The sequence below is a fragment of the Butyricimonas sp. BSD2780061689_150309_C8 genome (assembly GCF_015560935.1).
GTDB classification, from domain to species: Bacteria; Bacteroidota; Bacteroidia; order Bacteroidales; family Marinifilaceae; genus Butyricimonas; species Butyricimonas paravirosa.
This window is the reverse complement of record NZ_JADMSV010000001.1, coordinates 161,013-175,414: the sequence shown is the minus strand read 5'-3', so window position 1 is coordinate 175,414 and position 14,402 is coordinate 161,013. Positions and strand designations below refer to the sequence as shown.

10 protein-coding genes are annotated in these 14,402 nt (G+C 43.4%); 8 read left to right on the top strand and 2 right to left on the bottom strand.

What is annotated here, in order from left to right; translation table 11 throughout:
- The first annotated feature begins 55 nt into the window (after positions 1-55).
- The 8 genes from I2I33_RS00580 to I2I33_RS00545 all read left to right on the top strand — a co-directional run bounded on the left by I2I33_RS00580 (position 56) and on the right by I2I33_RS00545 (position 12,434).
- Positions 56-2,275 carry a TonB-dependent receptor gene (locus I2I33_RS00580; RefSeq protein WP_087419028.1) on the top strand — a complete coding sequence of 740 codons (2,220 nt, stop codon included), beginning with the start codon at positions 56-58 and terminating at the stop codon, positions 2,273-2,275.
- A gap of 35 nt (positions 2,276-2,310) precedes the next feature.
- Positions 2,311-3,438, top strand: coding sequence for an HmuY family protein (locus tag I2I33_RS00575; RefSeq protein WP_087419027.1), 1,128 nt, complete (start codon positions 2,311-2,313; stop codon positions 3,436-3,438).
- Between the two features lie 74 nt (positions 3,439-3,512).
- Entirely contained in the window at positions 3,513-7,760 is a 4,248-nt protein-coding gene (locus I2I33_RS00570) for a cobaltochelatase subunit CobN (RefSeq protein ID WP_087419026.1), read from the top strand.
- A gap of 146 nt (positions 7,761-7,906) precedes the next feature.
- Positions 7,907-8,254: a polymer-forming cytoskeletal protein gene (locus I2I33_RS00565; RefSeq protein ID WP_087419025.1), complete on the top strand. Its 348-nt coding sequence runs from the start codon at positions 7,907-7,909 to the stop codon at positions 8,252-8,254.
- 15 nt (positions 8,255-8,269) lie between these two features.
- Complete coding sequence (locus tag I2I33_RS00560) at positions 8,270-8,623, top strand: polymer-forming cytoskeletal protein (RefSeq protein ID WP_087419024.1); 354 nt, start codon at positions 8,270-8,272, stop codon at positions 8,621-8,623.
- 8 nt (positions 8,624-8,631) lie between these two features.
- The gene (locus tag I2I33_RS00555) at positions 8,632-11,172 is read left to right on the top strand and encodes a M1 family metallopeptidase (RefSeq protein ID WP_087419023.1); all 2,541 of its coding nucleotides are present in this window, start codon (positions 8,632-8,634) and stop codon (positions 11,170-11,172) included.
- Position 11,173: 1 nt separating this feature from the next.
- Positions 11,174-11,932, top strand: coding sequence for a 3-deoxy-manno-octulosonate cytidylyltransferase (gene kdsB, locus I2I33_RS00550; protein WP_087419022.1), 759 nt, complete (start codon positions 11,174-11,176; stop codon positions 11,930-11,932).
- 13 nt (positions 11,933-11,945) lie between these two features.
- Positions 11,946-12,434 carry a pyridoxamine 5'-phosphate oxidase family protein gene (locus I2I33_RS00545; RefSeq protein WP_087419021.1) on the top strand — a complete coding sequence of 163 codons (489 nt, stop codon included), beginning with the start codon at positions 11,946-11,948 and terminating at the stop codon, positions 12,432-12,434.
- Between the two features lie 79 nt (positions 12,435-12,513).
- Here I2I33_RS00545 and frr read toward each other — a convergent pair whose 3' ends face one another.
- On the bottom strand, positions 12,514-13,077 hold the full coding sequence (gene frr / locus I2I33_RS00540; protein ID WP_027201833.1) for a ribosome recycling factor: 564 nt from the start codon (positions 13,075-13,077) through the stop codon (positions 12,514-12,516).
- A gap of 64 nt (positions 13,078-13,141) precedes the next feature.
- Entirely contained in the window at positions 13,142-14,401 is a 1,260-nt protein-coding gene (locus I2I33_RS00535) for an energy transducer TonB (RefSeq protein WP_162613657.1), read from the bottom strand.
- Between the last annotated feature and the right edge of the window lies 1 nt (position 14,402).

Sequence of the window (14,402 nt, the reverse complement as noted above, 5' to 3'; positions counted from 1 at the left end):
TGCGTGATGTGTGCTGTCGTGTGGCGTTTATAATGTTTATGAAAAAATAATAAACATGAAAAGTATCTTATTGCTAGTATGTGGCGTACTTGTATTGAATTTTGCGCCAATGTCAAGACTTATGGCGATTCAACCGGAGGTGATGGCTGATACGGTGAAAACGGTGAAATTAACCGGAAAAGTCGTGGATGTTGAAACAGGGGAAGCAATACCTTTATCAACTCTCATGGTGAAAGAGTTAGGTTGGGGGAGTGTTTGCGATACGGAAGGAAAATTTAAAATTGACGTGCCTGCCAATCGTAAAGCAACTTTGACGGTTCGTTCTGTCGGGTATGAGACTCGTGAAGTTGATGTGGCTCCTGGAACGATCTCTGGGCTTGTTATTAAGCTGAAGAAGAGTTTGTTGGATTTGGACGAGGTGGTTATTACAGGTACGAGAACGGAAAAGGTGATTTCCGAGGCTCCCGTGATGACTCGTGTCGTTTCTGCCGAGGAGTTACAACGAAATGATTACGAGAGTATGATGGATGTTCTGGAGTACAATATTCCGGGGCTTCGTTTTAACGTGGACCCTCGCGGTAATAATATCCAGATTCAGGGATTGGAAAATAGTTACATCCTTATCTTGGTTGATGGGGAGAGGTTATCTCAGACTCCCGGGGGACCTATCGATTTCGATCGGCTGAGTACGTCCAATATTAAACGGATCGAGATTTTGAAAGGTGCGGCTTCTGCTCTTTACGGGTCAAGTGCCATGGGTATGGTTGTGAATATTATCACGGATTCTCCGAAACGCTCTTTGGAAGGCTGGGCAAAAGCTCGTTATTCTAAGTTTAATGATCTGCAGTTGGATGCGGGGATCGGGTTGGCTCACAAGGGATTTTTCTCCCAGACTCTTTTTCGTCGTAATTCCACGGATGGGTATGATCTTACGCCCGAAACACCCCAGTCTTACACGATGAATCCTTCACATGATATGAATATAGAGGAGAAGGTAGGATGGAATAATGAACGGACGAAAGTGGTGGCTTCAGCTTCTTTCTATTGGAATGAAGTAGAGAATCCTCCCAAGGGAGAATCTCCAACGCATTATCGCAGTTTAAACAAAACATTCCGGGCATCATTGGAGCATGCCTTCGGGGAAAAGAATAAGTTGTATGCGGTGTATTACGGAGATTTTTATACTCGTAAGACCGTGTATGATTTGATTGATCTTGCAGATAGTACGAATGCGACTTCTCACGAGCAGACAGCCCGTTTGACAGATATTTATAGTCCTTTGAAGAACGTGGAGATTGTTGGAGGAATTGAATGGAACTGGACTCGGAATTATAATAAGATGCAATACGGTAAGGAACAAACCGTGAGAAAAGTGAACGATGCGAATGTTTTCGTGCAGGTGGATTGGCAGATATTGCCGGAGCTGGATTTGGTAGGAGGTTTCCGTTACACGCACCATTCTGTTTTTGGTGACGCATATACCCCGAAAGTAAATTTGATGTATGCCCCGGGCAGTTTTAAATTCCGTGCCGGGTATAGTCGGGGATTTAAGGCTCCCGGCTTGACGGAGTTGTATTCTGATTTTGACATGGGAAGTGTGTCGCATAATGTTGGAAATCCAGATTTGAAACCGGAGTATTCCAATTATTTATCGGTTTCGGCGGAATATACTTACAATGGACGGTTGAATGCAAGCGTGGAAGGGTACCAGAACACGATAAAAGATAAAATTAATTCTTTTGTTATTGACGTGGAAGATCCGGAACCGGGACAATTGGGAGCGGAAATGCATTATGCAAATGTGGAGGCCGTGCGTATACGCGGGGCAGAAGGAACATTGACTTATTACCCGGTTAAACAATTGTTGCTGAGGGGAACTTATGCTTATACTGACGCGAGAGATCGGGAGACGGATTTGCAATTGTCCGGAAATTCAAAACACGCCTTGAATTTTACCACGACATTACGCGGTAAATTATTGAAACGGGATGGTTCTGTTTCTCTCTCCGGACGGTGGACTTCTAAGAAATTGTCACAGAGTAAATCCACTGAAACGGACGATAGCGGTCAAGAAATAGAGGTGATTCGTGAAAATACAAAACCGGCTTATAGTCTTTGGAAATTGGTGGCCCAATATACGCCTTGGCAAAAGAAGTTTATGAGGTTGACGTTAACAGGCGGAATTCAGAATTTATTTGATTATACGGACACGGAACATTACACGACGTATGATGCCGGACGTCGATTCTTCGGTTCCGTGATATTCCGTTTCTGACAACATGAGAATCTTTAACTTAATATTGATATAGAATGAAAAAGTTTAATTTAAAATCATGCCTCATGCTATTGGCTTGTCTGGCATTTTCGTTTAACTTTATGGCTTGTACAGATGATGATGGTGACGGTGATGATGATCAGGCGGAAGGAACTTTGAAAGAGTTTTTTTCTGATTCTTATGCTAGTGGATGGCAGTATTTTTCTTTTGCCAAAGGTGATTTTGTTAACTTGACAGCAGAACAAGCAGAAAGTAGTTTGGATTGGGATATTGCCTTTAACCGTTATTATGTGAAAACCAATAGTGGTACTTCTGGTAAAGGAAAAGGTGGATTGTTTGATTCCGGGGCAGCAACTTTTGATGCAGCCACAGTGAATGCAGATTCTGAATTTGTAGAAGATGATTCATTGAATATTATGACTACGATGGGCAGTTTTGCGAAAGAGTCTTATAATCCGGGTGTAGAATGTGAAGGGTCTAATAGTTGGGCTTGGTATAAGTACCAAGAGGGGAATTGGTATTATAATCACAATATTTTTGTTGTACGTACTGCTGATGGTGAAAGTTATGCAAAGATTACGTTCGACACTTATAAGGATGCATTGAATAATTCTGGACATATTCAATTTCGTTATAAATATGAAGAAGGCGATAGGTTGCCTTCACAGAGGGAGTTGACGGTGTCTGTGATGAAACAAAAATGGAATTATTTTTCTTTTTCGAAAGGAGAGTTTTTGGATATAACGGATGAAGAAGCAATGGCAAGTTCAGAATGGGATTTTGCTATTGATCGTTTTTATATTCGTACAAATAGTGGTACTTCTGGAAATGGAAAGGGAGGGGCTTTAGATACGAAGAAGACTAAATTTTCTGATGTAGCAACGATCTCGATTGACGGATATAAGGTAGATAAAGAGTGTCGATTAATGACTGATATGGGAAAATTTGAGCAAGTGAGTGCTTCTCCTGCTTATGTATGTGAAGAGACTGAAGGAGCTTGGTATTCTTCTGCAGCTGGAGGAAAGGATGCCTCGATGAATAATAATATCTTTGTGATAAAGACTGCTGATGGAAATAATTATGCAAAGGTTGTTATGAAATCTTACGAGTCGGAAAGGATGCAAGGTAAAATTACTTTTGAATATATCTATCCTGCAAAGTGACAGGAGGTAAATAATAGTGTTTGTCCCCCGGAGTTTAGGCTCCGGGGTAATTTGGTTTATTAAAATCTGATGTTATGGGATTGAAATCTTTTGTTCGTACACGTAAAAAGATATTGTTAAAGGTGGGGATAGTGATTATCCTACTTTGCTGTATCTGGGGACTTTATTCCCGTTACCTTGCCCCGACTCGGGTTGCATTAATTAATTTCCCCGCTTATCAGGCATCTAGTATCGCTTTGGCGAATGACAGTCGGATGATACAAGTAGATGCATTAAAACCGGAGGATGCAAGTAAGTTGAAAAATTACGATGTTGTTTTATTTTTTGGTCCCGGATTACGTTTAAACGGAGAACAAGCCGCGGCTATTCAGACTGCAGGGGCGAAAGGAACTGCGGTGTATACTTTAATATTTTCTTCTGGGGTAATTACAAATCATAATGTGGATAGTCTTCAGCAGGAACGCATTGGAGATTATTACGGAAATGGTAATAAGACGAATTACCGTAATCTGCTTTATTTCTGCCGTGCAGAACTCGACAAGCATAAGCTTTTTACAACGATGCCGGCTGATCCGCAACATTTGCCTTCTAATTTTTATTGGCATTTGGGAGATGATAACTATTTTACGGATTTGGACGGGTACAACAGCTATTATCGTAAAAATGGTTTTTATAAGGAGGGGGCTCCTTCCATAGCTATTGTTTCCGGCATGACTTCTCCTTTAAGTGGTAACCGGGCGAATGTGGATACTCTGGTTGTTAGTTTGGAACGTGCAGGTTTTAACGTGTATCCCGTTTATGCGGCAGGAAAACGTTTACAGATGTTGCAGGAGGTTTCTCCCGATGCCGTGATTTATCTGCCGATGGGGCGTTTGGGAAGTGATAAAAGCGTGGAGTGGTTACGGGAACGTAATATCCCGTTGTTTTGTCCGTTAACTCTTTTGCAGGAACGGGATGAATGGGAAAAGGACCCGAGGGGATTGGCCGGAGGGTACCTGTCGGCTAGTGTGGTATTGCCGGAAATTGACGGGGGTACTCGTTCACAAGTGCTTTCCGTGCAGGATGCTGATAAGAACGGGTATTATCAATTTGTTCCCGTGGCGGACCGGGTAAAGAATCTGGTTGACGGTATTTATAATCAAATACAACTTCAACGTAAAGAGAATAAAGATAAACGTTTGGCAATTGTCTACTTGAAAGGAGCCGGACAAAGTGCATTGACCGCTGCCGGACTTGAAGTCGCTCCATCGCTTTATGCTTTTTTGAAACGATTGAAAGCGGAAGGTTATACCGTGGAGAATATTCCGGCAACGGAAAAAGAATTTGAGGCTTTGCTCCAACGTGAAGGAAGTATTTTTGGGAGTTATGCCAAAGGGAAAATGGCGGAATTCATGGCAACCGCCCATCCGGAATGGATTAATAAAGCCGATTATGAGAGATGGGCCAAAGAGGTTCTTACCCCGGAGAAATATGCAGAAGTCGTGAAACAATATGGAGAGGCGCCTGGAGAATACATGAGTGGGGCAAAAAATGGCGAACCGGCTTTGGCATTTTCTTGTTTGCGTTTTGGAAATGTAGTGTTAATGCCCCAACCTGTTGCGGCTGCCGGAGATAATGAGTTCCAGATTTTACACGGGGTTGATGTGGCTCCTCCCCATGCTTATATTGCACCCTATTTGTGGATACAGAAGGGTTTTCTGGCGGATGCTTTAATTCATTTTGGCACGCATGGCAGTTTGGAATTTACTCCCGGAAAACAAGTGGCTTTGTCATCAGGGGATTGGCCGGACCGATTAATAGGGACTGTTCCTCATTTTTATTATTACACGATCGCTAACGTGGGAGAAGGTATCGTCGCTAAGCGTCGGACGTATGCATCATTGGTGTCATATTTGACTCCACCTTTTATGGAGAGCCGGACTCGGGGACAGTATGAAGAATTGTTCCGGCTGATTGCAGACTATGATCGTGCAGGAGAGACAGAACAACCGACTTGGGCAAAACGGATTAAAAGTAAGGTGTTAAGTCTTGGTCTGCATCATGATTTACAGATGGATAGTGTGGCTACAAAGCCTTGTACAGAGGAAGAGATCCGGAAAGTAGAGAGTTTTGCAGAAGAGATTGCCAATGAAAAAATGACAGGGCGGTTGTATACTTTAGGGCAGCCTTTTACTGGAGAAGATATTCGCTCTACGGTTATTGCCATGTGTGCAGAGCCGTTAGCTTACAGTTTTGCTCGTCTTGACAAGCAAAAAGGACGGATTACTGCCGAGCAATTTTCTGATAATGTATACGTGAATCGCCATTACGTGGCTAACGCTCGGAAGCAGGTTGAAGAGTTGTTGCGTTCGGGGAAAGAATTGACATTGGAACAATTGGGCGTGAGTCAGGCAGACGTGATGCGAGCCCGTGCGACAGAAATGGCTCTTAACCCGAAACAATTGTCGATGAGTGAAATGATGGCGATGGCTTCTGATGCGGGTAATAATATATCGGAAGGGGTGAAAAAAAGTGATGGTGGGATGAAAATGCCTGTCGGGATGCCCAAGGTCGGTAAGATGCCCGATTGGGTGAAAAAACGTATCGAGGCTCGTAAAAAGGCGGAACAAGAGGGAAAGAAACCTGTGTTACCGGAAGTACCGCAAGAAGATAAAGAATTTGCCAAAGCGGTGAATGAGATTCAACAGGTTGCAGGGCACGTGCAGGATTATGCCCGGTGTTTACGTGAGTCTCCCGAACAGGAAATGCAGTCTTTGCTGAACGCATTGAATGGTGGTTTTGTGGCTCCTTCTCCGGGAGGGGATGCCGTGCGTAACCCGAACACGTTACCCACCGGACGCAATTTGTTTGCTATTAATGCGGAGTCCACTCCGGGCGTGAGGGCTTGGGACGAGGGTAAAGCTTTGGCCCAGACAACCATTGACCAGTATCGTAAAAAGCATGGGACCTATCCCCGTAAGGTAAGTTACACTTTCTGGGCCGGGGAGTTTATAGAAACGGAGGGGGCAACTTTGGCTCAGGCAATGTATATGTTAGGGGTCGCTCCCGTACGTGACGGGATGAACCGGGTGACAGATTTGCGGTTAATACCATCAGCCGAGTTGGGACGTCCGAGAATTGATATTGTCGTGCAGACATCCGGACAGTTGCGGGATGTTGCCGCATCACGGTTGGAGTTGCTCACGAAAGCGGTAGCGCTGGCGGCACAGGCTAAAAATGATACGTGTGGGAATTATGTTGTTGCCGGTACAATGGAGGCAGAGAAGTTGCTGGTGGATAAGGGTTTTTCTCCTAAAGAGGCTCGGGAGTTGTCCATGGTGAGAGTATTCGGTGGTGCCGGGTATGGTACAGGAATTACGGGATTAGTAGAAAAGGGAGATGCCTGGGAACGGGAGTCGGAGATCGCTGATCGGTATTTGAGCAATATGGGAATGATGTATGGCGACAGTAAGGCGTGGGGAAAATATAGCCGGGATGCTTTTGAGGTAGCTCTTCACGATGCAGATGTTGTCATTCAACCCCGTCAAAGTAATACGTGGGGGGCTTTAAGCCTAGACCATGTGTATGAATTTATGGGAGGATTGAATTTAGCCGTACGAGAAGTGACCGGTAAAGAACCGGAGACTTATCTGAGTGATTATAGGAATCGTAATCATGTGAGAATACAGGAATTAAAAGAAGCTATCGGTGTGGAGGGACGTACAACAATTTTTAATCCTGCTTTTATTCGGGAAAAAATGAAAGGAGGGGCATCGTCTGCTTCTATTTTTGCTGAAACCATTCGGAATAGTTACGGTTGGAATGTTATGAAACCGTCAGTTATAGGGAAGGATTTTTGGGATCGGGTGTATGACGTGTATGTGAAAGACAATTTGAAGTTGGGTATTCATGAATTTTTCAAACAGGAGAGTCCCGCGGCCTTAGAGGAGATTACGGCGGTGATGCTTGAAACAGCACGTAAAGGCTACTGGCCGGCAACGAAAGAGCAGTTGGCCGATGTTGCAAACTTACATACCCGTTTATTAGAAGATTATCGCCCGGCTTGTACCGGATTTGTTTGTGATAACCGGAAGTTACAGGATTTTGTTGCCTTGCATACAGATAAAAATCGTGTTGAGGCTTATCGTAAAAATATAGATGGTGTTCGGGAAGTACAAGTGGAACATGCTCAGAATGGGGTGGTATTGAAGAAGGAGGAATTGAATCGAGCAAGTCAGGTACAGCAAGATTCTGGAGAAGGTAGGAAGACCCTCTTTATTGCGTTGTTATTGGTGGGAGTCATATTGATTATAGTGATGGTGTTTCTGAAACGGAAAAAATAAATTTGATTATTTGCGTTTACTATTTAAATGAAAGGACTGCTCGGATCAATGGGCAGTCCTTTTTGTTTTTACGTCATTAATCCTTAATCGGGATTTCCAATTTTAAATTACTTGTTGTATATTTGGTCGATTATTATGGATGCTAAATGAGAAAAAGTGCGAGTCAGGACTGTACCGAAATGAGGCAGACAGTTGTCTTGAAAGATTCCGAGATCGAGGGAGATATTATCCTGCCCGGGAACTTGTGTTTATTTGGCAAAATTTCAGGTAATGTTACTGCAAAAGGTAAGGTGGAGGTGAAGTCGGGGGCTGTAGTAACAGGAAATATTTCTTGTCGGGAATTGGAGATAGAGGGATTGGTGGGGGGAAACGTGGAGACCTGTTTTTTAATTATTGGAGAAAATGCCGTTTTGGAAGGGGATGTGCAGGCAGGAAAACTGCTCGTGAGAGCCGTGAAGTATGATATAAAACGGTTACGTTTGGTAAGAAAATAAAGTAAACGATAAATCATGGGAAAAGAAGTACAACAGCAAATAGCGTTAAATTTACTCAGTGAAGGAACTCAGATTACCGGGGATCTTCACGCTTCAAATGACATTCGTATTGACGGAGAGCTTAAAGGAAAGATTTTCACGAAGGGACGTCTGGTTATCGGGCAGATGGCCAAGGTGGAGGGAGAGGTTAATTCTCCGAATGTTGATATTTTAGGAACCATGGAAGGGAATATAGTGTCGACGGGGACTGTTTCCTTGAGGGCAAAGTCGGTATTCACGGGAACGATCAAAGCTGCTTATATCGCGATCGAGTCCGGAGCGGTTTTTAATGGCGAGTGCCATATCCAACGAGAAGTTCAACAAAAATAATTAAAGACGTGGTGTGTCGTGTATTGGTAGTGATCTCATTGCTACTGAGTCTGGTTTCTTGTGAAAAGGAACAGGATAAGGTAGAAGATGGTGTTTCTTTGGAACTGGCCAAAGAACGTAAAGCGAATATAGGCGGCGTGACCTATAAATTGTATTTTTCCATTCCGGCGGACAGGAGTGAGGCGATTATGGCTGAATCGACGATCTTTTTTGAATTGTTTGATCTGGTTCCGGTCATTCTGGATTTTAAAGAGGCAAAAGAGAATATTCTTGCCGTTACGTCTTCGGATGGGAGAAAAGTTCCGTACACGTTTAAAAATGAACATATTATTATTCAACCAGAACACTTGAAAAAGGGACGGAACGAGCTGGTCATCCAATTTAAAGCGGGAGAGTCCTCTTTGAATCGAAGCGATGACATGCTATACACGTTGCTGGTTCCGGATCGATGTCGTACGTTGATGCCTTGTTTCGACCAACCGGATATAAAGGCGAGATTTAAATTGACGTTGAAAATACCATCCCGGTGGAGGGCGGTCGCTAACGGGGAACCCGTTCGTACGGAGTATTTTAATGATTATAAGTTATACGAATTCGAGGAAACAAAACCGTTGAGTACTTATCTGTTTGCTTTTACCGTGGGAAGGTTTTCGTACGTGGAACGTTACGTGGGAGGGCGCTGGATCGGTATTTACCATCGGGAAACGGATACTTCGAAGATCAATGCCAGTATTCCGGTCATTGCCAGAGAGGTAAGTCATGCATTGGATTGGATGGAAAACTACACGGGGATACGTTACCCGTTTGATGTATATAATGTCGTGGCGATTCCTGATTTTCAGTACGGCGGGATGGAGCATCCGGGCGCCGTGTATTACCGGGCGTCAACGATGTTTTTGGACCGGAACGCTGATTTGTCGGCATGGATGAAACGCAGTGATGTTATCGCTCACGAAACGGCCCACATGTGGTTTGGTGATTACGTCACGATGAGGTGGTTTAATGACGTGTGGTTGAAAGAGGTGTTTGCCGGTTTCATGTCGGACAAGATTATGACCCAGTTATACCCGGACGTGAATCATCGGTTGAATTTTTTCTTGAATCATTACGAGCCGGCATTACGGACGGACCGGACGAAGGGGACGCACCCGATTTTGCAGGAGCTGGATAATCTGAAGGATGCGGGGACTTTGTACGGGGATATTATTTACCACAAGGCCCCGATCGTGATGCGTATGTTGGAACGGGAGATTTCCGAACGGCGGTTACAGATCGGGTTGCAAAGGTATCTTCGCAGATGGTCTTATTCTAATGCGGATTGGGACGAGTTGATCAAACTGCTGGAAAGTACAACGGGACAGGATTTGCAGGCTTGGAACGAGATATGGATAAAAGAAAGTGGGGCTCCCGTGATCGAGTTCCAGAAAAACGGAATCGTGATGACGGATGAGAGCGGGAAGAATCGGGTTTGGCCTCAGGCTGTATCTGTTTTTTGGGATTACATGGGGTTGAAGAGAACATTGATCCCGTTACGTGATTCGCTGACTCCTTTCAGGTATGGGGCTGCTGTCGTGTTACCGGATGGGGACGTCATGGGATACGGTTGTTTCTTACCCACGGATTTTTCTATTCGATTTCTTGATGATGAGCTAGGAAATCTGAATGACCCGCTTTACAGGGCAGTTGCCTGGCAAGCTCTCTACGAAGGGGTTTTGCATAAAAAAGTGAAAGGGGAGTTTTTCCTGAAGTTATGTATCAAGCATTTACCACAAGAGAAGAATAACTTGGTTGTGAACCGGACGTTAAGTTTCTTGAAAATTATTTATTCAACCTATCTGGATGAGGGAAGTCGGCAGTTAATACAGGACGATTTAGAACGTTTTTGTATTAATATGGTAAATAATAAGGCTGAAGGGAAGAATAAAAAATCGTATTTTAATACGTTATTGTCAATTTGTTCTTCACCGAAGAGTTGTTCCTATTTGTCAAGCGTGTTAAAGGGTGAACAGGATTTACCGGAAGACGTAACGATCAATGAACAAGATAAGATTAGTATTGCGTTTAATTTGGTATTGCGAGATACGAGTGTTTATGAAGACACGAAGGCATATATCATGAGAACGGTTAAGAATAAGGACTTGCTGGATCGGTTTGAATATGTATACCCCTCTTTATCTGGTGATAAACAAGTGCGTGATAGCGTGTTTAACGCCTTACTTGTAAGAGAGAACCGGGTGAATGAAGTATGGGTGGAAGAGTGTTTGCGGTGGTTGAATCACCCGCGGAGGAGAATGGAGGCGGAGGGGTATGTTCCGAAATTGCTTGGTGCGTTGCAGGAGATTCAACAGACGGGGGATATTTTCTTCCCGGGTTCTTGGTTAAGTGCCGGATTAGCAGGTCATACGAGTAAGAATGTCTACACGATGGTAAATTCTTTCTTGGAGAAACATGCGAATTATCCGCAGAATTTGAAATTGAAGATATTATCTAATTCAGATCATTTACGGCGTTTACATTCAGAAGAAGAGAATAGAGATAGATTAAAATAACATGGCGATAGAAGAGAATTCATTGATATTAATTCCGGCCCGTTATGCTTCCACCCGTTTTCCTGGGAAACCGCTGGTGGATATTGCCGGAAAACCTATGATTCAACACGTGTATGAGAAGGCTGCGGTTGTTTCTGATCACGTATACGTGGCGACGGATGACAAGCGTATATATGATGCCGTGCTTGCTTTTGGTGGGTGTGCGGTAATGACTTCCGATGCGCATCGGAGTGGAACGGATCGGTGTTACGAGGCGTACACGAAAGTAAAAGAGATGTTGCAGTGCAATTTTGACGTGGTGGTGAACGTGCAGGGAGACGAGCCTTTTATTATCCCGGAGCAGATCGAATCGTTGATTGCGTGCTTTGAAGATCCTGCCGTGCAGATTGCCACGTTGGCCAAGCCTTTCGAGAAAAATGATGAGATTTTTGACCCGAATAAAGTGAAGGTAGTGTTTTCCGCCAATCATACTGCTCTTTATTTTAGTCGAAATCCGATTCCTTATTGCAGGGGCGTGGAGCGTGCAGATTGGCTGGCTAAAACCCCGTTTTATAAACACGTGGGGATGTACGCTTATCGTCCGGAAATTCTGAAGGCGGTGACTTCTATCCCGCAGGGTGTTCTGGAACAGGCGGAATCTTTGGAACAATTACGATGGTTGGAGAATGGTTACACGATTGCTGTCAGTATCACGAATCATGAATCAATAGGGATTGATACCCCGGAAGACTTGGAGAAATTGAAGGAGTTAATTCAATAAAAGGAGGGTACGAATGTTTAGGGAGATGCGACGTAAAAAGCAGATGCTGTCATTGGAGGAATGTGTTGCCGTGTTGGATAACGGGACATCAGGGGTATTGGCTGTTGACGGTGATAATGACTATCCTTATGCGGTCCCGCTTAGTTACGTGTATTGTGATTCTAAGATCTTTTTTCATTGTGCCCGAAGTGGGCATAAATTAGATGCTATTGCGAGAAATGAGAAGGTTTCTTTTTGTGTTATCGAGGCAGATCAAGTGATGCCTCAAGAGTACACGACTTATTTTCGGAGTGTTATTGTTTTCGGGAAAGCACGTGTTCTGGAAGATGATATGGAAAAGAGCATGGCTCTTGAGATATTGGCAGCAAAATATACCCCGGATGACGAACGTGGACGTATGCAGGAGATTGATAAATTGTTTGGCCAAGTGAGTATGATTGAATTAACTATCGAACATATGACGGGCAAAGAAGCTATTGAATTGGTTCGGATGAAACCGTAAATTTGGGGGAATGTAGATAAAAAATTAAAAGCTAAAAGGTATTTCACTTTTAGCTTTTAATTTTTAGTTTTTATCTTTTTTAGATTGTCATGATGTCTTTTTCTTTCTTCGCAAAGTATTCATCGGCTTTCTTGCCGTACTCGTCTGTCATTTTTTGAGCGATGGCTTCAGCATCTTTGGACATATCTTCCGGAAGTCCGTCTTTTACCATTTTTTTCACTTGCTCAATGACATCCCGGCGGGCGTTGCGGATACTTACTTTTGCTGTTTCCATCTCGCCTTTACTTTGTTTTACAAGGTCGCGTCGGCGCTCTTCTGTCAGAGGCGGGATATTTATACGAATAATTTCTCCGTTGTTATCCGGGTTCAAGCCGAGATTAGCGTTCATGATTGCTCTTTCAATGGGAGAGATCATACTTTTTTCCCAAGGTTGAACTGCAATTGTTCTCGGGTCTGGGGTTGAAATATTGGCTACTTGTGATAACGGGGTAGGACTACCATAATAGTCAACCAGCACGTCTTGTAAGATTTTCGGGTTGGCTCTTCCCGCTCTGATTTTACTAAGTTCTGATTCCAGGTGACTCAGAGCAGCTTCCATTCTCTCTTTTGCTTCGTCGAGATAAAATTGTACTTCCTCGTTCATATAATTTTTATTTGATTTAATATCCCATAATGAATCAAACAAAGGTATAAAAAAAACTTTATTTTTACTCTATCCTACGCCACGTTTCCTTGACTTGAACGTTTTTGTGGGTTCCATCTGCTAATTTTAGTTTTACTTCGCCTGTGAGGACAAGAATCCGGTTGTTTGCATCATATTGGTAATGAGCAGAGGATTCCACGATGTCTTTTATTTTCACAGAAGGGGCGTGTTCCGATAAAAATTGTCCGTGGGCAATCTTGTAGGTCCCGTTGACCCCGTTAGAACAACTGAACGTGAAGTCGTCGAAATATTCTTTTTGTAAGAGTTGTTTCGTTTCAACCCCATTTTCTCTTATTTTTTCCCATTTACCAACAAACGGGTTGGCAATAATAGCCCGAATGAGTTTTCCGGGATTGAAAATACAGTCTTCGACGTATCTTTTGAACTTCTTCTCTCCCAGATAATCCCGGATTTTGATTTCTCGTAGGGTCGTGTTTGCCCTGAAACGAGGGGTGATCCGTACATACTCCGAGGTGAAATCTTCTGTTGGCAGGCTATCTATAAGCCGGATTTGTTCGTCCCATTCTTCTTTATAGAATTGTAGTATTTTGTTTTTATCGCTGACGGGAAGGGACATGGTGGGCATGACGATGCTTAACATGATTTCCGAGGACTGTTGTTGTTCTCGGGCGGAAGTGATGATTCCTTTATAAACGGCCTTATCTGATCCGTAACGTTTTTTCAGATAGAGGCGATACATATCGAAAGAAGCTTGAGGAACCGTGTCAAGTCCGTTTTTTAATTTTTCTTCTTCAGCATTCAATACTTTCAAGTATCTGTCGAAAGTTCTTCTTTCGACGCTGGGGGAGGTACTTTTTAAAGCAAAATAGACAGGGACCGTGTATGAAACACGCACGGGAGAACCGTTTTGTTTTCCCGGTTCCCACTTCGGCATAGAGGCGATAACTGCTTTCGCCTCGTTGTCGAGTTCGGGAGAAACACCCCGAATAACTTTGACATTGCTGATGGCTCCATCCTTTTCAATAACGAATCTGACATACACTTTCCCTTCGAGTTTTTTCTCCTTGGCAGTTTCCGGGTAGCGTATATTGTTGTATATCCATGTATTTAGATTACCTGGGAATACAGGCATTTCTTGGACGAGGAAATGGATTTGGTTGTCTTCCGTGGAGTCTTGAACAGTTTGTTTATCTTGAATTTGGCTAATTGCCGTATGCGTATTAAAAATAAGAAAAACACTCACCAATCCGATTGGTAATTTGGCGAGGGATTTTAATTTAGCATAGAATGGTTTTAATGTCATG